The organism is Amycolatopsis sp. NPDC051071, assembly GCF_040682875.1.
Taxonomy (GTDB): Bacteria; Actinomycetota; Actinomycetes; order Mycobacteriales; family Pseudonocardiaceae; genus Amycolatopsis.
This window is the reverse complement of the sequence record NZ_JBFBBY010000137.1, coordinates 1-19,033: the sequence shown is the minus strand read 5'-3', so window position 1 is coordinate 19,033 and position 19,033 is coordinate 1. Positions and strand designations below refer to the sequence as shown.

21 protein-coding genes are annotated in these 19,033 nt (G+C 68.7%); 4 read left to right on the top strand and 17 right to left on the bottom strand.

The features are described 5' to 3' along the window. Positions 1 to 250: 250 nt before the first annotated feature. On the bottom strand, positions 251 to 1,435 hold the full coding sequence (locus AB0M65_RS31765; protein ID WP_364035860.1) for an ROK family transcriptional regulator: 1,185 nt from the start codon (positions 1,433 to 1,435) through the stop codon (positions 251 to 253). A gap of 92 nt (positions 1,436 to 1,527) precedes the next feature. Between AB0M65_RS31765 and AB0M65_RS31760 the strand changes: the two genes are divergently transcribed. Next, positions 1,528 to 2,694, top strand: a complete 1,167-nt coding sequence (locus AB0M65_RS31760; protein ID WP_364035857.1) for an MFS transporter — start codon at positions 1,528 to 1,530, stop codon at positions 2,692 to 2,694. Here the strand turns inward: AB0M65_RS31760 and AB0M65_RS31755 are convergent. Continuing rightward, a complete protein-coding gene (locus AB0M65_RS31755; protein WP_364035854.1) occupies positions 2,691 to 3,461 on the bottom strand; it encodes a class III extradiol ring-cleavage dioxygenase in 771 nt (256 codons plus the stop codon). The two genes, AB0M65_RS31760 and AB0M65_RS31755, sit on opposite strands and share 4 nt — an antisense overlap. 164 nt (positions 3,462 to 3,625) lie before the next feature. Between AB0M65_RS31755 and AB0M65_RS31750 the strand changes: the two genes are divergently transcribed. Continuing rightward, complete coding sequence (locus AB0M65_RS31750) at positions 3,626 to 4,081, top strand: MarR family winged helix-turn-helix transcriptional regulator (protein WP_364035851.1); 456 nt, start codon at positions 3,626 to 3,628, stop codon at positions 4,079 to 4,081. Here AB0M65_RS31750 and AB0M65_RS31745 read toward each other — a convergent pair. Continuing rightward, positions 4,063 to 4,446, bottom strand: a complete 384-nt coding sequence (locus AB0M65_RS31745) for a VOC family protein (protein WP_364035848.1) — start codon at positions 4,444 to 4,446, stop codon at positions 4,063 to 4,065. The genes AB0M65_RS31750 and AB0M65_RS31745 overlap by 19 nt on opposite strands. A 90-nt stretch (positions 4,447 to 4,536) precedes the next feature. Here AB0M65_RS31745 and AB0M65_RS31740 point away from each other — a divergent pair, with 90 nt between their 5' ends. Beyond that, entirely contained in the window at positions 4,537 to 5,496 is a 960-nt protein-coding gene (locus AB0M65_RS31740; protein WP_364035845.1) for a YafY family protein, read from the top strand. An 84-nt stretch (positions 5,497 to 5,580) separates the two neighbouring features. Here the strand turns inward: AB0M65_RS31740 and AB0M65_RS31735 are convergent, their stop codons facing one another. The 14 genes from AB0M65_RS31735 to AB0M65_RS31670 all read right to left on the bottom strand — a co-directional run bounded on the left by AB0M65_RS31735 (position 5,581) and on the right by AB0M65_RS31670 (position 17,895). Beyond that, entirely contained in the window at positions 5,581 to 6,798 is a 1,218-nt protein-coding gene (locus tag AB0M65_RS31735) for a serine hydrolase domain-containing protein (RefSeq protein WP_364035842.1), read from the bottom strand. A 66-nt stretch (positions 6,799 to 6,864) separates the two neighbouring features. Beyond that, the gene (locus AB0M65_RS31730) at positions 6,865 to 7,827 is read right to left on the bottom strand and encodes a zinc-binding dehydrogenase (RefSeq protein ID WP_364035839.1); all 963 of its coding nucleotides are present in this window, start codon (positions 7,825 to 7,827) and stop codon (positions 6,865 to 6,867) included. Positions 7,828 to 7,964: 137 nt separating this feature from the next. Next, positions 7,965 to 9,374 carry a replicative DNA helicase gene (gene dnaB, locus AB0M65_RS31725; protein WP_364035863.1) on the bottom strand — a complete coding sequence of 470 codons (1,410 nt, stop codon included), beginning with the start codon at positions 9,372 to 9,374 and terminating at the stop codon, positions 7,965 to 7,967. A 476-nt stretch (positions 9,375 to 9,850) separates the two neighbouring features. Continuing rightward, positions 9,851 to 10,648 (bottom strand): ESX secretion-associated protein EspG, encoded by a 798-nt coding sequence (locus AB0M65_RS31720; protein WP_364035836.1) that lies wholly within the window; start codon positions 10,646 to 10,648, stop codon positions 9,851 to 9,853. 96 nt (positions 10,649 to 10,744) lie between these two features. Then, entirely contained in the window at positions 10,745 to 12,127 is a 1,383-nt protein-coding gene (locus AB0M65_RS31715) for a pentapeptide repeat-containing protein (protein ID WP_364035833.1), read from the bottom strand. A gap of 3 nt (positions 12,128 to 12,130) precedes the next feature. After that, positions 12,131 to 12,724 carry a DUF3558 domain-containing protein gene (locus AB0M65_RS31710; protein ID WP_364035830.1) on the bottom strand — a complete coding sequence of 198 codons (594 nt, stop codon included), beginning with the start codon at positions 12,722 to 12,724 and terminating at the stop codon, positions 12,131 to 12,133. Then, positions 12,724 to 13,128, bottom strand: a complete 405-nt coding sequence (locus AB0M65_RS31705) for a hypothetical protein (RefSeq protein ID WP_364035827.1) — start codon at positions 13,126 to 13,128, stop codon at positions 12,724 to 12,726. The genes AB0M65_RS31710 and AB0M65_RS31705 overlap by 1 nt, the downstream gene beginning before the upstream one ends. A 163-nt stretch (positions 13,129 to 13,291) precedes the next feature. Further along, positions 13,292 to 13,747 (bottom strand): 50S ribosomal protein L9, encoded by a 456-nt coding sequence (rplI, locus tag AB0M65_RS31700; RefSeq protein WP_364035824.1) that lies wholly within the window; start codon positions 13,745 to 13,747, stop codon positions 13,292 to 13,294. Positions 13,748 to 13,759: 12 nt separating this feature from the next. After that, positions 13,760 to 14,008: a 30S ribosomal protein S18 gene (gene rpsR / locus AB0M65_RS31695; protein ID WP_005168122.1), complete on the bottom strand. Its 249-nt coding sequence runs from the start codon at positions 14,006 to 14,008 to the stop codon at positions 13,760 to 13,762. Between the two features lie 81 nt (positions 14,009 to 14,089). Next, positions 14,090 to 14,605, bottom strand: coding sequence for a single-stranded DNA-binding protein (locus tag AB0M65_RS31690; protein WP_364035820.1), 516 nt, complete (start codon positions 14,603 to 14,605; stop codon positions 14,090 to 14,092). A gap of 16 nt (positions 14,606 to 14,621) precedes the next feature. Beyond that, positions 14,622 to 14,945, bottom strand: a complete 324-nt coding sequence (gene rpsF / locus AB0M65_RS31685; RefSeq protein ID WP_364035817.1) for a 30S ribosomal protein S6 — start codon at positions 14,943 to 14,945, stop codon at positions 14,622 to 14,624. A 99-nt stretch (positions 14,946 to 15,044) separates the two neighbouring features. Beyond that, a complete protein-coding gene (locus tag AB0M65_RS31680; protein WP_364035814.1) occupies positions 15,045 to 15,923 on the bottom strand; it encodes a hypothetical protein in 879 nt (292 codons plus the stop codon). Positions 15,924 to 16,038: 115 nt separating this feature from the next. Then, entirely contained in the window at positions 16,039 to 16,929 is an 891-nt protein-coding gene (locus tag AB0M65_RS31675; protein ID WP_364035811.1) for a hypothetical protein, read from the bottom strand. Positions 16,930 to 17,052: 123 nt separating this feature from the next. Then, positions 17,053 to 17,895 (bottom strand): hypothetical protein, encoded by an 843-nt coding sequence (locus AB0M65_RS31670; protein ID WP_364035808.1) that lies wholly within the window; start codon positions 17,893 to 17,895, stop codon positions 17,053 to 17,055. A gap of 163 nt (positions 17,896 to 18,058) precedes the next feature. Here AB0M65_RS31670 and AB0M65_RS31665 point away from each other — a divergent pair, with 163 nt between their 5' ends. Next, entirely contained in the window at positions 18,059 to 18,838 is a 780-nt protein-coding gene (locus tag AB0M65_RS31665; protein WP_364035805.1) for a deoxyribonuclease IV, read from the top strand. The last annotated feature ends 195 nt before the right edge of the window (positions 18,839 to 19,033 follow it).

Genomic DNA, 19,033 nt, shown 5'->3' with positions numbered 1-19,033 from the left:
ACGATCATGGGACTTAGACACTCACATGATCAACCAGAGACCGTGCCTGCCCTCATCCAGGCAACCGACTTTGCCGGGGCCCTGGCGCCTAGCGCAAGGAAGGGGGCCTTCATGTACTTGGCGCGCTTCGCTCTGGGGGGCGCCTCGCCGCCTGGTCGCCAATTGCCACTCACGACCCCCGGACCGCCAGCCCTGCCGGCCCCGCCGGGGGAGCAAGGGACCTTTGCTATCGCTAGGTTTTCTAGCAGCGCTAGTCAGCCCTCGGGGTGAACAGGGCGTCTTGAGCCGCGCCCATCGCGGTCAGGACCGCGCCTTCGAGCACCCCGCCGCCGCCGACGGTGCCCGCCCGCACCTCGGTCCGCAGCGGCGAGATCTCCGCGAGCCGCCTGCTCACCCGGTCCGCCAGCGCGTCGCCGCCGGCGCGGCCCAGTTCGCCGCCGAGTACGACACAGCCGGGGTCCAGTACCGCCGTGATGGCAGCGGCGCCGATCGCGATCCGCTCGGCGACGATCGCCAGGAACTCTTCGGCGCCTGATTCGATCGCGTACACGAGAGCTGCTTCGGCGGTGTCGGCTTCTGAAGCCGGGATGCCGTGCGTACGGGCCAGCTCGCAGATCGCGGCGCTGCCCGCCAAGGTGTGGAAACCGCCGTCGCAGTCGGTCGCCGTCGGGAGCCGCCCGGGGCCGAGCATCGGCAGGAACCCGATCTCTCCCGCGCCGCCCGACGCGCCGCGCCGCAACGAACCGTCGAGGACGACGGCCGCGCCAACACCGAAACCGAGCCATAGCAAGACGAACGTGTCCCGGTCGCGGGCGGCGCCGAGGCGTTGCTCGGCAGCGGCCGCGAGGTTGACCTCGTTCTCGAGCAGCACCGGGATACGCAGTCGCCGTCGCAGCTCGACGACGAGTTTCCCGTGCCACGTCGGCAGTCCATCGGCGGGTCGCAGCCCACCGGTCGCCGGGTCGACCAGGCCGGGCGCGCCGACGGCGATCGTATGCAGTGCGGTCGCTCCCGCCTCGGCGATCGTGGTCTCCAGCAGGGCGATCGCGCGCTCGACGGCCACGTCGGCGTCGACGTCCAAATCGAACGGCAGCGACGCCTCCGCGCGGGTCCGCCCGAGCAGGTCCGCGACCGAAATCGCCATGCCGTGCGTACGGATGTCGAGGCCCGCGAGGTACGCGCGTTCGGCGACGATGCCGTACAACTTCGCGTTCGGCCCTCGTCGTTCCGCGCCCGATTCGCCGACGACGGAGATGAGCCCGGCGTCCCGCAGGCGTTCGACGAGGTCGGCGACGGTCGGCCGGGAGAGTCCGGTCATCGTCTTGAGCTGGGCGGCGGTCAGCGGTCCTTCGCGTTCGAGCAGGTCGAGGGCGAGACGGTCGTTGATCGCCCGCGCGGTGCTCGGGGAGGCGGACGGCATCCGGATGGGGCTCACCGGCAGATCCTCCCAGAATTAATTTTCAGGTTCCCTTCCTGATAGTTTACGCTGACGCTCATCGGGTTGTCTCGTGGACCTTTGGGGGCCCAGTGAGTAATGCAGTGGAAACCATCGCCGGGCCGACGCGGCGGGTGCGGCAGGCGCGGGTCGCCATCGCCGCCATCTTCGCCGTTCACGGCGCGGTGACCGGCAGTTTCGCCACCCGGATCCCCTGGATCCAGGAACACGCGGGGATCAGCGCCGGCCAGCTCGGTCTCGCACTCGCCTTTCCCGCGATCGGCGCCTCGCTCACCATGCCGCTCGCGGCGCGGATCGGGCACCGGCTCGGCACCCGCCAGGGGCTGCGGGTACTGCTCGCGTACTGGACGCTGGCGCTGATCCTGCCGTCCTTGGCAGGCAGCTTGTTCACCCTGTGCCTGGCGTTGTTCGTCTTCGGTACCGCCGCCGGGACCTCGGATGTGCTGATGAACGCCCTCGGCGTCGAGGTCGAGGAGAAGATGGGCAAGTCGGTCATGTCGGGGCTGCACGGTATGTGGACCACGGGCGCGCTCGTCGGTTCCGCCGCCGGTGCCCTCGCCGCGCATGCCGCGCTGGACGCCCGCGTGCATCTGGTGATCGCGTCCGTCGTGCTCACCGTCGCCGGCGCGCTCATCTGCCAGGGCGTGCTCGACGTCCGCAGCGCACCCGACGACAACCCGCCGCCGAGGTTCGCCCTGCCGCCGAAGTCGGCCGTGATCATCGGCGCCGTCGCGTTCTGCGCGGTCTTCGCCGAAGGCGCGAGCCTCGACTGGTCCGCCGTCTACCTTCGCGACGTCCTCGGCACGTCGGCCGGTATCGCGGCCGCGTCGACCACCGCGTTCACCTGCACGATGGCGGTGGCCCGGCTTTCGGGTGACGCGCTGGTGCGGCGGTTCGGCTCGGTCAAAACCGTCCGCACGGGTGGGGTCTTCGCGACGCTGGGTGGGTTGCTGGTCGTCCTCGCCGCGCATCCCGCGATGGCGATGGCCGGGTTCGCGCTGATCGGGCTCGGCGTCTCCGTCGTCGTGCCGCTCGCCTTCGCGGCGGCCGGACGCAGCGGGCCGACGCCGAGCCAGTCGATCGCGGGCGTCGCGACCATCACCTATTCCTCCGGGCTCGTCGCGCCGTCGCTGATCGGCGGGGTCGCCGATCTGACGTCGTTGACGGTGTCCTTCGGGCTGGTCACGCTGCTGGCGCTCGGATTGGTGGCGGGTGCCGGGGTGCTCCGCTCCCGTTAGCCGAACTGCAGGGAACGTTTGGCGAGGCCGTGCCAGTAGCCGTCGATCACGGTCTCGCCTTTCCCTTCGGACGAGCTCGCGCCGAGTGAGACGAACAGCGGCGCGAAGTGCTCGATCCGGGGGTGCGCGAGGGCCGCGGCGGGTGCCTTGTGCCGGAAGTCCAGCAACGCGTCGAGGTCACCCTCCCGCAGGGTCTCCGCACCCCACTGGTCGAACTCGCTCGACCACGCGGGCGGAGCCCCGTCGGTGCCGTCGGTCTGACCCAGCGCGCTCAGGTTGTGCGTGAAGAAGCCGCTGCCGATGATCAGCACGCCTTCGTCGCGCAGCGGCGCGAGCTTCCGGCCGAGGTCGAACAGTTCGCGCGGGTCCAGTGACGGCATCGAAACCTGCAGCACCGGGATGTCGGCGTCCGGGTACATCTCGACGAGCGGGACGTACGCGCCGTGGTCGAGGCCGCGATCGGGGGCGTCGTGGATTGGCGTCTGCGTCGAACGGAGGAGTTTGCGGACCTTCTCCGCCAGCTCGGGAGCGCCGGGCGCGGCGTATTTCACCTGGTAGTAGTGATCGGGGAAACCCCAGAAGTCGTAGACCAGCGGCACCGTGGTGGTGGCGCCGAGGGTCAGCGGCGCCTCTTCCCAGTGCGCGGAGACGACGAGGATCGCCTTCGGCTTGTCGAGGTCCGCGGACCAGCCGGCGAGCTGCCGGGTCCAGGTGGCGTCGTCGGCGAGCGGTGGCGCGCCGTGGCTGAGGTAAAGCACCGGGGTCATGTCAGCTCCAGGTGTTTGAACTTTCAACTACCAGGATAGACGACGCCGCCGGGTTCCGTCTTATTCCCGCGCGAGGTTCGCGGCACTAGCCGATGGGTTTCATGGATACTCACCATGCAGGTGGCAACTAAATGTGAAAGTACATGCAATTGGGAGGGCGGGCAATGGCGGACGCCGTGGCCGACGTGGAACGCGCGATGATCGCCATCCGGCGGAGTCAGGCGAGGCGCTCGTTGTCGAAGCTCGCCCGCGACCGCGCCGAATCAATGCCGGACCAGGCTGTGCAGGGCCTGCTCGACGCCGTCGAAGCCGCCGAAGAGAGCGGCGAGCCGGGTACCGTCACCAGCCTCGCGGCCGCGTTGACCATCGATCAGCCGCGCGCCAGCCGCCTGGTCGCACGCGCCGTCGACAGTGGCTTCCTCCGGCGTGAGGCCGATCAGCGCGACGGACGCCGCGCCGTCCTGGTGCTCACGGACGACGGGCGGGCCGAGGTGACGCGTATGCACGAGTTCCGCCGCTCGGTGTTCGCCGAGGCGATGGCGGACTGGCCGGAGGAGGACCGGACCGAGTTCGCCCGGCTGCTCACCGCGTTCGTCCGTAACTACGGCGTGCTCGGGTAGAGCCTCGCGCGGGCCTCGGCCGTCTGCGGCGTGAAGAAGTTGACCAGATTGCCGCCGGGGTCACGGAACAGCAGGGACCGGTTTCCCCACGGCATCGTGGTCGGCGGCTGGACGATCTCGGCGGCCAGATCCGAAAGCCGCTCGTACTCCTTGTCGACGTCGTCGACGAGGAACTCGAAGATCACGGTACCCACGTCGAGCGACGCCATCGTCGCGGCGCCGCCGATCGCCAGCGTGCACGACGGGCTCACGATTTCGGCGAACTGCTCGGCGGGCCTTCGCGCTTCGATGCCCGTCACTTTTTCGTAGAACTCGGCGAGGTGGGCGACGTCGTCGCTGATGACGCGGACGGAAACGAACTGCACGGTGGATCCTTTCGATACCGGAAAGCGGGACACCGGCAACGCTAAAAGCAATACTGGACAGGATCCGCCCGGTATTGCGACGCTCTTCGGGTGACCCGCCCCATCGCCCGTGTGCTCGCCCTGCTGGAAATCCTCCAGACGGGTGGCACCCGCACCGTCGCCGAGCTCGCCGGTCGGCTCGACGTCGACGAGCGCACGGTCCGCCGGTACGTCGAACACCTCCTCGACCTGGACATCCCGGTCCGCTCGGTGCGCGGACGGTACGGCGGGTATCGGCTCGCGCCCGGCTACCGGATGCCGCCGCTGATGTTCACCGACGAGGAGGCGCTCGCCGTCCTGCTCGGGCTGGTCGCGGGCAGGCGCGCCGGGTTGATCACCACCTCGGTCGCGGCCGCCGAGAGCGCCGTCGCGAAAGTCCGCCGGGTGCTGCCCGAAACACTCGGCCGCCGTCTCGACGCGCTCTTGGCGACCGCCGACTTCACCACGCCGGCCCGGCAGGCGCTCTCGGCCGAGGCCGAAGTGCTGCTCACGGTCGCGGAAGCGGCGCGAGATCGCCGTCCCGTCGAGCTCGCCTACCTCGCCGGTCACGGCGGCGCCAGCGAACGCGTCGTTCATCCGTATGGCGTCGTGGCGCATTCGGGGCGGTGGTACCTGACCGGCTTCGACTCGGCCAGCGGCGAGGTGCGGACCTTCCGCGTCGACCGGATCAAGAACGTCGAGAAGCACGCGGGGACGTTCGAGGTGCCGTCCGGTTTCGATCCCGCCGAGCGGGTTCTGACCGCCCTCGCGGAGACGCCGCACCGGCACGACGTCTCCGTGCGGATCGAGGCGGCACCCGAACAAATCCGCGCCGTCTTCCCGCCGTCCATCGCCACCCTCGAACCGGACGGCGAGTGGGTCCGCACCCGGATCCGCGCCCAGCGGCTCGACTGGATCCCGCCACTGCTCGCCGCACTCGACCGGCCGTTCGTCATCGAACGGCCCGATGACCTCCGTGACCTGGTCAGCGCGCTCGCTGTCCGGCTGGCAGCGCGGGCTCGGGGAGAGTGAGCGCCGAGTGCGCGGGCTGTTCCGCGTCCTCGGACGCTTCGCCGATGACCTCGTCTCCCACCTGGCGGCCATCGACGACGAGGGTTAGCCGCAGAATTCCGTCCTGATCAGCTTGTCGAGCGCCGCCGGGAACGCCTGCGCCGGGCCGTTCGCGGAGTCCCCGGTGGTGATCGAGGCGGTCAGCGTCTTGCTGCCGTCGGGCGTGCTGTACATCAGCGCCACGTAGCCGTTGACATTGCCGTTGTGGTTCAGGACGGTGCGGGCACAGCCCGGGCCCAGGTCTTGCGAGAACTGCCCGAGGCCGTAGCGACCGTAGAGGCTGTCGCTCTGCGGGTGCCTCGTGCGCATCTCCGCCATCAGCGAGGCAGGCAGGAGCTTGCCGCTCTGCAGCGCGGAGAAGTACGTCTGGAGATCCTTCGTGGTCGAGACCATGTCCCCGGCGCTGGAGATCCAGCTCGGGTTCTGGTGGGTGACGTCGATTGTCTTCGGCTGACCGGCGTCCTCATAGGGGTAGTAAGCGTGGGCGTACGGCTTCGGCATTCCCGGCCAGGCGCTCGGCGACAGGGTGTCGTGCATTTTGAGCGGCCGCAGGATCCGCTGCTCCAGCTCGTCGGCGATGGGGTGGCGGGTGACCTTCTCGATCAACAGCCTTGCCACCACGTAGTTGGTGTTGGAGTAGCTCCAGCCCCCGCCGGGTTCGAAGACCGCGGGCTTGGACAACGCCAGCCGCACCAGCTCCTCCGGCTGGTAGGTGTGGAACCGCTTGTCCACCCATTCCTGGCCCGACCAGGGGATTCCCGGCGTGACCGTGCCGTCCGGGTGGTACTGGCCGGTGTGGTTGAACAACCCGCTGGTGTGCTGCAACAGCATCCGCGTCGTGATCCGCCGGTCCAGCCCGAGCCGCGGAAGGTAGCCCGCCACCGGACTGTCCAGCCCGACCTTGCCCTCGGCCACCAGCTGGAGCACCAGCGTCGCGGTGAAGTTCTTGCTGGCACTACCGATCCGGAAGTGCCCGTCGGTCGGCGGCTTCGCGGTCCCGCCCAGCTCGCGCACCCCGGCGCTGCTGGTCCACTCGCCTCGCTCGTCGCGCACGCGCACCTGCATCCCGGCGAACCCGGCGTCGACGAACTCCTGGACGGCCGCCCGCAGCTCCGGGCGGTCCTGCCCGGCAGTGGCGGCAGGCGCGGCCACGCCCGCCAGCAGCGTGGCGGCCAGCGCGGTGACGCCCACCCGCCGGAAGATCCGGATGCCGGTACCGCTGGTCTTTCGCGGCGCCGAGGCCGCGTTCCGTGAACTGATCATGGGATCACGATGGCTTGCCGCGCTGACACCGGGCAGTCATCGCGCTGACACGGGTCTTACCCGAACTCATTCCCCGTCTGGTCCGACGCGCAGGACGAGCTTGCCCGTCGTGCGGCGGGCCAAGAGGTCCTCGTGGGCGGTGGCGGCGGCGGACAGTGGGTACTCGCCGCCCACGAGCGGTCTGATCTGCTGTGCGGCCGCGAGGCGGAGTAGTTCCTGGAGCGGTGGCCCGGCGGCACCGGCCTCTTCGAGGATGGGTACCAACCAGAGGCCGCCCAAGATGGTGTTGCGCATGGTGAGCAGGCCAGGGTCGACCGGTGGCAGGCCCGTTCCCGCCGAAGCCCCGTAGGTGATCAGGCGGCCGAAGCTCGCGAGCACCTCGAGACCCTGCTCGAACACCCGTCCACCGATCGCGTCCAGCACGACATCGACCCCGGCGCCGCGGTTGGCGTCCAGAACCCGTTCCCGGTAGCCGTCGGCGGCCCCGTCGACCGCCACGTCGGCCCCGAGTTCCAGTGCCAGCGCCCGCTTGTCCTCCGTCGAGGCCGTGGCGATCACGCGCCCGGCGCCGAAACGCTTGGCCAGCTGGAGCGCCAGGGAACCGACTCCTCCCGCCGCCGCGTTCACCACCACGGTCTCCCCCGGCCGCACTCGCGCCGCCGAACGGAGCAAATGCCAGGCTGTCAGCCCCTGAACCAGCAATGCGGTGGCCTCACCCGAGCCGACCCCGTCCGGCAACTCGACCAGGTCCCGGCCGCGGACGACGGCTTTGGAGGCATATCCACCGGCGGTGAGATAACCGAGTACGCGCCGACCGTCTTGGGTCCGGCCCACTACCTCCATGCCGGGCACATGAGGGAGCGTCTCAGGAGGGGCGTACTGCCCGGCGACGTTCTTGATATCGCCGAAGTTGACACCCGCGGCCTCGACGTCGACCAGAATCTCGCCGTCGCCAGGCACCGGGTCGGGCCGCTCGGCCTCGGTCAGCACTTCCGGTCCGCCGAACCTGCCGAACTCGATAACACGCACAGCCGGATCTCCCTCGCGCCAAGGTGCCACAGTGTGGCGTTTGCTCAAGTAGAGCATATGTCGCCTTGGAGCGTTGGGAGATTTCGTAGCAGACCTTCGAACGGACCCCGGGTGACCCTGCCTTGCGGAAAGCGCCGCTAGTCGTGTGAGAGATCGACGAAACGGCTGTAGTGCAGCTGGTGTGCGACGGTGATCGTCGCCGTCGGCCCGGCGCGGTGCTTCGCGATGATCAGGTCCGCTTCGCCCGCACGCGGGTCGTCCCGCTCCCAGGCATCGGGCCGGTTGACCAGGATGACGAGGTCGGCGTCCTGCTCCAGTGAGCCGGACTCACGAAGGTCGGACAGCATCGGGCGTTTGTCGGTCCGCTGCTCGGGACCACGGTTCAGCTGGCTGATCGCGATCACCGGGACCTCGATCTCCTTCGCCAGCAGCTTCATCTGCCGCGAGAACTCCGAGACTTCCTGCTGCCGCGATTCGACGCGCTTGCCGGAGCTCATCAGCTGGAGATAGTCGAGGACGACGAGTTTGAGGTCGTTGCGCTGCTTGAGCCGTCGGGCCTTCGCGCGGATCTCCATCATCGTCATATTCGGCGAATCGTCGACGAACAGCGGCGCCTCGGAGACCTCGCTCATCCGGCGCGCGAGCCGCGTCCAGTCGTCGTCGGACATCTTGCCACCGCGCATATCCGCCAGCCGGATCCGGGCCTCGGCCGAGAGCATGCGCATGACGATTTCGGTCCTGCTCATTTCCAGCGAGAAGATGACGCTGGTCAGGCCGTGCTTGATGGACGCGGAGCGCGCGAAGTCCAGTCCCAATGTCGATTTACCGACACCGGGACGGGCGGCGACGATGATCATCTGGCCGGGGTGCAGGCCGTTGGTGAGATCGTCGAAGTCGGCGAATCCGGTCGGGATGCCCTGCGACTGCCCGCCGCGTGACGCGATCGCGTCGATCTCGTCCATGGTCGGCTGAAGCAGTTCTTCCAGCGCGACGTAGTCCTCGCTGGTGCGCCGCTCGGTGACGTCGTAGATCGCGGCCTGGGCGCGGTCGACCACCTCGTCGATGTTCGCGCCGTCGGCCGCGGCCGCGCCGTAGCCGTACTGGACGATCCGCGTGCCCGCCTCGACCAGGCGCCGCAGCACCGCCTTCTCGGTGACGATCTCCGCGTAGTACCCGGCGTTCGCCGCCGTCGGCACCGTCGCGATCAGGGTGTGCAGGTACGGGGCGCCGCCGATGCGGCCGAGTTCGCCGCGGCGTTCCAGCTCGGCGGAGACGGTGATCGGGTCGGCGGGTTCGCCGCGCCCGTAGAGGTCGAGGATGACGTCGTAGATCGCCTGGTGCGCCGGGCGGTAGAAGTCGTCGGGGCCGAGGGCTTCGATGACGTCGGCGACGGCGTCCTTCGACAGCAGCATGCCGCCGAGCACGGACTGCTCGGCCGCGATGTCCTGCGGCGGCTGGCGGTCGTACTCGCCACCACGCGGACCGGGGTCACTGGGACCCGGGTCGGACGCCGCGTACGTCGGATTACGGTCGTCTGTCAGCGCCACCGCTGCTGCCACCTCCTCAAGCATCGAACACGCGTTCGATTATGCCAGAACTTCCCCGGTCATTCCGCCTGCGCCCGCGGGCCGCCCTCCCGTGGCCCCCCGAGCTCCCCCGTGTTCACCTTCCGGACCGGGCGAACGCCACGGTGCGTACCCGTCCGGCGGGCACGGTAGGCCCCCCGAAAGGACGAGCGCAATTTCGCCTGGGGACCACCCTGTGGACAACCTGGGGATGACTGCGGGCATCCCTTCACAGGTGGCCCATAGCCTGTGTACAACTTGTGGGCAACGTTGGGGTGGTCTGACAAAGCCGCTGGTCAGGGCCTGTGGAGACGCTGTGGAGAACTTTCTTCAACTCCGTCCGGCGTGTCGGGCGAAACTCGTCGTTCGGCGTGTCGCACGGCGGCGCACAAGGGTGCCCTGTGGATGAATGCTACGGAGGGTAGAGGGGTGACCCGCCGGGCTGGACGGCGCCGGATTCAGGATGCGAACAACCTGCCCTGTGCGCTCCGTAACCGTTCCGCGAGAACGTGCTGGTCGGCGGGTGTGAAGGCGATCCTCGGCTCGCCACTTCCCGGTACCTCTTCGGTCAGCCACCGGCCTTCGGACGTATCGATGTAGTTAACCGGCCGTTCGATCCGCTGCCGCGCGCCGCTCCGGCCGCGGGCCGCGACGTACAGGCTGCCGGTCCCCAAACGGCGTAGCGCGAGGATGCGGCGAAGTTCGTCGGCCTCCTGGCTGCCGGCGCTCTGCCGTCCGCTGCGAAGCACCTCGAAGCCGTCGTCCTGCGCCGTCGACGACGATCGCGGGGCTTCGATCTGGCTTTTCGGGACGGCGACCGCGCGGCCGCGACCGGGTGCGAGCTTCGGGATCTGGTCGAGGAACTCGGTCAGCAGCTCTTCCGGCCGGACTGTCGCGAGCGCGACACCGTCGTGTTCGCTGTGCCGGGCGAGGACGAAGCCCTCTCCGCCGGAACTGCCCGCGAGCAGGGTGAAGCTCAGCGCCTTGCCCTCGAAACCGCCGTCGACCCAGCCGTAGTACTCCAGGGTGGGCCTGGCGATCGCTTCGAGTGTCGCCTTGAACCCGGGGTGCAGGCCCCTTGGCCCGAAAAGGCCCTGGCGCGCCAGTTCCTCGTTGGTCCGCTCGTCCTCGGTCCGCTGTGCCTCGTCGCTGTACCAGGTCGGGGTCTCCGACAGGATCGTATGCGGCTCGCCGCCTCGGCGGCGGATCAGCGTGATGAGGGTGCCGGTCGTGATCGTGACCTGCTTGTCCAGCACCGGAACTGCCCCCTAGTCGTTCATGTCCATCGGCCCGGGACAAGACAAGCCGGGCGCGGCCCCAATCTTGGCACGCGCCCGGCCCGCTCGTACGTACTACTCGCCGATCACCGGCGGCGCGGTGAGTTCGTCGGTCCCGAAGATGTCGTTGGGGTCTTCGCCGACGAGGAATTTGGAGGTGCGCTCCTCGTCCTCGCCGCCCTTCCCCTTGGCGCCACCGGCCCCCATACCGCCCATGCCGCCGCCCATTCCGCCTGCTGCCATACCGCGGCCCGCACCGGCACCGGCCGCGCCGCCACCCATGCCACCGCCCGCCATGCCCGCACCGCCGGGGATGGCCGCACCACTGGAGCCGCCGGGGCCGAAGCCGGCGCCGCCGCCGGGACCGAACCCGCCGTCCGGGCCGAAGCCACCCGCACCCGGGATGTCGGTGCCGCCGAAGCCACCGCCTCCGCCGCCACCCGGGCCGAAGCCACCGGCACCGGGGATCTTCGGCGGGGTGAAGCCGGACGCGTTCGTCCCGTCGTTCCAGGACGGCGGCTTGTAGTCGCTGCCGGGGATGTTCGGGTTGTACTGCCCGCCGGGAAGGTTCGACCCCGGCAGGTTGGAACCGGGCAGGTTCGCGCCGGGCAGGTTGGAGCCCGGCATATTCGACCCTGGCATATTCGAACCGGGCAGGTTCGCACCGGGCATATTCGACCCTGGCATGTTCGAACCCGGCATATTCGAACCGGGGATGCTCGGCATACCTCCCGGCGGCATCGAAGACCCGGGCGGCACCGAGGAGCCCGGGGGCACCGAAGAGCCCGGCGGGATGCCGGTCGACCCGTCGTCCCGCCCGTCGTCGCCGGGCTTGTCCTTGCCCTTGCCGCCGCCGTTGACGTCGATGTCGCTCTTCTGCCCCTCCATTTTGTTGTAGGTGGGCAGCTTCTTGCCGTTTTCACTGCTGGCCTTGAAGTACTCGTTGAACGCGTCGACGTTCGCTTGACCCTTTTGGTTGTAGTCCCGGATCGCGCGGTCGGTGTCGGTCGTCCACGGCGTGACGGAGTTGAGCAGGTTGTTCTTCGGCGGGTCCTTCGGTACCTGCTGCACCTTCGCCTTCACCGTGGTGAACGCGGTGTTCTGCTCGCCGAGGTACTTGTCGGAGTCCACCAGCTTCTTGCCGGAGTCCTCCATCCAGGTCCGCAGCGGATGCGCGCCGGACTCCTGCGCCGCTTCGGCGCCCTTGCCCGTCCAGGCGGCGTCCATCTCCTTCGACAGGTCGTCGATGGTGGTCAGCCTGTCCTGGTAGCCGCCTTTGAGGCGGGTCGCCGCGGCCTGACCCTCCTGAATCGACCCGGTACCCGGTCCGGTGACGATCTTCTCCCAGATGTTGAAGCAATCGATCTTGCGATCGCCGCCCGACGCCTCGAAATCGCCGGATTTGGTGGTCGCCAGGTTGTAGGCCGAGTACCCGGCAATGATCGGCAGCAGGAACACGGGTCAGCCCTCCTTCAACGTCTCGATCATCGCTTCCCCCACCTTGAGCGCGACCGGGCAAGGATCACTCGCGCCGGGCCCGTTGTCGTACTGCACCAGGATGTTCACCGCCAGCTGGTCGGTCACGCCGACGAAGAGACCGCATTTGCCGTTCTTGCGGTGGTCGAGCGACGCGGCGTACACCGCCGGGTACCCGCCGACCTCTGTCGGCTCGAAGTATTCGTTGTTGGCCTTCGTGTCGTAGACGTCGCTGAGGCCGTTCTTGTTCGCGAGCACCGGGCTGATGTCGATCTGGTTCAGCTTGTCGTCGGCGGCGAAGATCGAGCAGCCGGGACCCGCGCTCGTGGTCCCCTGCTCGCCTTCACCGAGTCCGAGCTCGGAGCGCTTCCCGGCCGAAAGCGCGGAGCACGCGTTGCTCTCGATCGAGGTGGTCTTCAGCGGGTTCGACACCTTGGGCGCGGAGCCGGACGAGCCGCTCGACGCGCTCGGGGAACCGGCCCCGGTCGTATAGGACGGCTCCGCCGTACCGCTCTTGGTGCCCGAGCAGCCCGCGACCAGCGCGGCGGCGGCGAAAACAAGTACGAGGGGACGTCGCATCACACGGCCTTGTGCTTGTTGAGCGAGGACTGGGTTTCGGCCTCGTTCGTGGCGATCTTCTGCTTCGCGGCGGTCAGCTGGTCGATGTAGTTCTTGACGTAGTCCTGCATCTTCTGGTTCTGCTCCAGGAACGCCTTGCCCGACGGGTTCGCCAGCTTCTCCCAGTCGCCACTCGCGAACTCCTTGCCGGGTGCCTTGACGTTCGCCATCAGGTTCGCGTCGCGGTAGTCCTTCTTGAGCTCGGCCTGCAGATCCGTCCACTTCTTGATGATGCCGTCGATCTTGTCCTTGTCGAAGCTGAACCCACCGCCGCCACCGGTGGACGCCGGCTTGTCCGGGTTGGCCGGCGCGGACACCGTGACCTTCTCTTGCCGGTTCTGCTCGGCGTTGCTGTCGTAAGCCATGCTTCCCGATCCCCTTTTGAGTCCCCGTGCCTCAACGTCGAGTCTCATAATGCCCTGATCCCCCGTCAAGTCTCGGACGCGGCCCGGCCGGGTGGGGTTCCACGCAAAGCAAAGGGCGGGACACCTCCGTGAAGGAGATGTCCCGCCCTTTGCCGAAGCGGTGTTACTTGGCCTTGACCTCGAGCCGCACGTCGACGCGGACGTCGGGGTGCAGACGGGCGCCGACCGAGTGCTTGCCCACGGTCTTGATGTGGTCCTTCAGCTCGATGACGCGCTTGTCGAGCAGCGGGCCGCCGGCGGCCTTGATCGCGTCCACGATCTCGGTGCTGGTGATCGAACCGAAGAGCTTCTTCGAGCCTTCGGCCGCCTTGCCGGTCAGCTGGACGGCGCCGAGGCCCTCCAGAGTCGCCTTGATCTCCTTGGCGTGGTCGAGGTCGCGGATGCGACGGCTCTCCTGCGCCCGCTTGATCGTGCGCACGTTCTTCTCCGCACCCTTGGTGGCCGGGATCGCGTAGCCACGGGGGAGCAGGTAGTTGCGTGCGTAGCCGTCCTTGACCTCGACGATGTCGCCGGGTCCACCGAGGTTGGCGACGTCGGTGGTGAGAATGATCTTCGCCATTGACGTGCCTCCTTAGCGTGCGGTCGAGGTGTAGGGCAGCAGTGCCATTTCGCGGGAGTTCTTGACCGCGATGGCGATGTCACGCTGGTGCTGGCTGCAGTTGCCGGTCACCCGGCGGGCACGGATCTTGCCGCGGTCGGAGATGTACTTCCGCAGCAGGTTGGTGTCCTTGTAGTCGATGTTCTCCGGGCGGCCCTTTTTCTCGGCCTTGCAGAACACGCAGACCTTCTTCTTGGGCTTGCGGATGGGTGGCTTGGCCACGGTATTACTCCTGGATTTCTACGTAGTGGTTGTCTCGAGGCGTCTCGCGGAGCTTTCGCCCGCGGTGGACCACCTGTCAGGTCAGAAGGGCGGCTCGTCGGAGAAACCGCCGCCGCCACCGGAACCACCGGCGGGCGGAGCGGAACCCCACGGGTCGTCGGCGGGCGGGCCGGACTGGCCGCCGCCGCCGCCGCCTCCACCGAAGCCGCCGCCTCCACCGCCACCGGTGCCACGGCTGACCTTGTTCACCTTGGCGGTGGCGTACCGCAGCGACGGGCCGATCTCTTCGACCTCAAGCTCGACGACAGTGCGCTTCTCGCCTTCCTTGGTCTCGAAAGACCGCTGCTTGAGGCGTCCCTGTACGACGACTCGCGCGCCACGGGTCAGCGACTCGGCGACGTTCTCGGCCGCCTGACGCCAGATGTTGCAGCGCAGGAACAGGGCCTCGCCGTCCTTCCACTCACCGGACGCCTTGTCCAGCGTGCGCGGGGTGGACGCGACCGTGAAGTTCGCGACCGCCGCACCGGAAGGGGTGAAGCGAAGCTCCGGGTCGGACGTGAGGTTGCCGATCACCGTGATGACGGTGTCTCCAGCCATCGGAAAGTCCTTCGGCTCAGGCCTTGGCGGCGGCGACGGGCTTGGCCGGCTTGATCTCGCGGCGCATGACCTTGGTGCGGAGCACGGTCTCCTGGAGCGAGAGCTGACGGTCCAGCTCCTTGACCGCTTCCGACGTCGAGTTCAAGTCGAGGAGCGCGTAGATGCCCTCGGCGTGCTTCTTGATCTCGTACGACAGACGGCGGCGTCCCCAGACGTCGACCTTCTCCACGCTTCCGCCGGTAGTGCGGATCACGTTGAGGAAGTTGTCCAGGGTCGGGGCGACCGTACGCTCATCGAGCGTGGGGTCCAGGATGACCATTACCTCGTAATGGCGTGACACAACCACTCACCTCCTATGGGCTCGCGGCCACGGACTGTCCGTGGCAGGAGGGTTTGTCCAGGTAAGCGTACCTGGCGGCTTTCGGCGTCCCGTTTCAGGTCAGGCGACGCGGCGCAGGACCCAGGTGCGGACCAGTGCGGCGGTCACGCCGGCGAGCACGAGGACCGCGAGCAGCATCGGCAGCTGGACGTCGCCGCCCGGCATGCCGTCGGTCGCGAGCGCCTCGGCGTTGCCCGCGTTGCGGACGTCGGCGCCCTGGCCGTCGGCACCGGGGACGCCGTACTGCGGGCCACCCTCGCCGGGGAGCGGGCTGTTGGCCGGGTAACGGACGCCCGGCGCCACCGCGACACCCGGCTGCGCGACGGGCAGGTTGCCGTACTCACGCGGCGGGGCGTAACCGGTGCCGTTGCCGCCCGGGAGCAGGTTCGGCGACGACGGCAACGCGTTGGTGCCACCGCCGGTGCCGCCCTGCTGCGGGGACGTGGTGCCGGGGGTCGGCAGCGCGGGTGCGACGTAGTTCGTCGCCACCGTGGTCAGGCCACAGCTGCCGGAAACCTTGTTCGCGATGGTGTCGAGCGTCTTGTCCGGGTTGAGGCCGAGGCCCCAGGACTTGGTCTCCTTGACCGCCTGCCGCACGGCCGCGCCGACGGCCTTGCCGTCGACCGAGCCGCCGGCGGCGTTCGGGACCACCCCGACGGAGATGGCGTTGACCTTGGCGATGTCGTTCGCGGCGACGTCCCAGAGTGCCAGCGTGCCCGCTTCCCGCGCGCCGGCCCGCACCAGTTCCTTGACCGAGGTGCCGGTGATAGCGACGGTGTCGCCGATCCCGCCGTTGACGGTGCCGCTGCACGCGTTCGCCAGCGTGGTCGCCGCCGAGGCGGTGCCGCCGGACAGGAACGCGCCACCGGTGACCATGGCCGCGAGTGCGGAAACGGTGAGCGCCTTGCGGGTGGTCTGCCAGATGGTGGTCTTCCGCACTAGCGCGATCCTCCGGGTCGGTGGGGGCGTGAGGCAGTGCATCAGGTTTCACCAGAGAAAAGCACTACCAACGGGGATAACGAGAGAGTGACCAGGAAGATACTAGGCAGTAAGGCTAACTCGCAGCGGCCATTCGGCGTAGTACCCAAGTGCGAACCAAGCCCGCGCTGACTCCGGAGAGTGCCAAAACGGCGATCAGCAGCGGAAGTTTCCCGTCCTGGGTGAATCCGTCGCTCACGTTCGGTAGCGCCTCGGCCTGTCCCGCGTTCTGGACGTCCGGATTGCCGACGCCGGGCTCACCCTGGTTCGCGACGCCGTACTGCGGTGCGTACCCCGGGATCTGGCTGCCGTAGCGAAGTCCGGGCGAAGGGCTGAAGAGGCCGGCCATCGCCGTCGGGATGGAGCTGTAGTCGCGCATCGGGGCGTAACCCGTGCTGACTCCCCACGGCAGGCCGCCGAAGTTCGGGGTGAAGGTGCCGGGCAGCAGCGGGCTGTTCGCCGCCGGGATACCGGGGCCGCCAGCCGAGTTGCCGCCCTGCGCGGGAGCACCGGGCCCGCCCTGCTGCGGGCCGCCGCTGCCGGGGGCGGGTTTCCCTGGCGCGGGCTGGTTTCCCGGTGCGGGTTTGCCGCCACCGGTCAAGGCCTGCGTGGTACCCGTGACGGCGCCGTTCACCGCCTCCGCGGCGGGCTCGCCGATCACCGGGACCGGCGCGATCACGGCGTTCACCACGGTCACCGTCACCTTGCAGACGGTGCCGAGCAGTGCGTTGATCGTGCCCGTGAGCACTCCGGAGACCGGGCCGGCGTTACCGAGGTCCAGCGGGATGCCGAGCAACGGCGTCTTCCCGAGGATCTTGTCCCCCGGTTTCGCGGTCACCGATCCGCCGCAGGCGGCGGTCTTGACCTCGGCGGCGGCGGCCGTTCCCGGCATGGCCAGTGCGGCCGAGCCCGCGAGAATGAAGGCCGAAGCACCCAGGGCTGTCGCCCTCCGTGTCCGTTCGCGCATGCCTTCGACTCCTCCGTCGTCGGGTTCACCTAACTGCACAACGACGCTAAGGGAGACGAGTAACGCCCGCTCACTCGAAGAAGTCAGGCATTCGAGTGGAAGCGGGCGTCACGGAAAGTGAAATCAGGCGGGTTTGCCACGCAGCCACGCGCGGACCAGTGCCGCGGCGACGACGGCCAGTGCCAGCACCGCGAGGAGCATCGGCAGCTTGGCCGGGGCGACCGGCGCCTGGACGGCCTGCGCGTTGCCGGTGTCCTTCTCGTCGACGGTCGGCGGCGGCACCTGGCCGGGGACGATCTCGGTGATCACCGGAGCCTGGACGAAGTCGCCGGGAAGCAGTGCCGCGTTGCTGATCACGCCGGCGATCGAATCGCCGCCGATGCCGGTGGACGAACCCGGGCCGGTCTCGACCGGGAGTTCGCTACTCGGTCCGCCCGGCTGACCCGGCTTCGGGGGCTCGGGCTGCGGCGGCTTCGGACCGGGGCCAGGACCAGGCCCAGGGCCGGGACCAGGACCAGGCCCAGGACCAGGGCCCGGCGGCCGGGGTGTCGGCGGGGTCACGATCGGCGGGGTGTCGACGAGGTTCTGCGGGATGGCGCCGACCGCGTTCACCACACCCTGTGCGGGCGGGCAGACGCCGTGCGCGACGAGGTCGCCGACCGGGTTGTCGGTGAGGCCGGTCGTCTTGACCAGGTCACCGACCGGCAGCGAGAGCAGCGGCTTCCGGCCCTTGGCGGTCTTGGCCTTCGAGTCGAGACCGACGGTCAAGGCTTCAGGTGAGTTGAGCGGAGCACCCGCGTCGAGAACGAGGCCGTTGGCGGACTTCCCGTTCTGCAGCGTCGCGGCGCAATCGCCGGAAAGGGTCGGATTCGGCTCTGCGGCCATCGCGGTCATCGGGAACGCGAGTCCGGCTGAAACCGAAAGTGCGAAACCCAATGCCGTGATTCGCCCGGCAGTCTTCCCCATCGAGTTCGTCCTCCGCCCCTCGAGACCCAACGCGGTTTTAACGGAACGCGTTCACGCTACCCCACGAGCGTGACCACCTGGCCCGCGCACGGGAGAATTGGTCAAGGACGGCTCCACCACCGCCCTCAACGGCGGAGCTTCGCCCCGCGTAGATTTCCTCAACATGAAAATTGGTGCCCATGTCCGCGACGACGACCCGCTGGCCGCGGTCGCCGAACGCGACGCCGAGGTTCTCCAGTTCTTTCTTTCCGACCCGCAGGGCTGGAAAGCGCCGAAACCTCACCCGCACGGCGAAGCCATCAAGGAATCACCGGTCGAGGTGTACATCCACTCGCCGTACTTGATCAATGTCGCGTCGATGAACAACCGTATCCGTATCCCGTCGCGGAAGAACGTCACGCAGCACGCGAACGGCGCGGCCGAAGTCGGCGCGAAAGGGCTCGTCGTGCACGGCGGTCACGTCGGCGCGGCGGAAGACGTCGAAGAAGGCCTCATCAACTGGCGCAAGCTTTTCGAGCGGGAGCAGGAAAAGGGTGGCTTCGCGGTCCCGATCCTGATCGAGAACACCGCGGGCGGCGACAACGCGATGACCCGCGACCTCGACACGATCGCCCGGCTCTGGGACAAGGTCGGCGAGTTCGGCGCGGGATTCTGCTTCGACACCTGCCACGCGTACGCGGCGGGCTGGGACCTCGGCGAGGCGGTCAAGAAGGTCAAGGCCATCACCGGCCGGATCGATCTGGTGCACCTCAACAACTCGCGCGACGAGTTCGGCTCCACACGCGATCGGCATGCCAACGTCGTCGGCGGCGACGGCACCATCGACCCCGAGGTACTGGCGGCCGTCGCGGCCGAGGCCGGCGCTCCGGTGGTCGTCGAGACCCCGGCCGACGGTCAAGCCGCGGACATCGCCTACGTCCGGGAACGCGTCGCTTCCGCCTAAGGCTCGTGAGTGTTTTGGGTCGTTAGAACGACCCAAAACACTCACGACAACCCGACCCTCTCGGTACCGCCGCCGCGCTGCCTCCCTGAAGTACATGAAGGCCCCTGCCAGCCCGAGCCGTTGCCGTTGCCAGCCGGAGAGGGTGAGGCCGCGTTCACCGACGAGTGTGTCGTAGCCGTCGGGGAGACGCTGGAT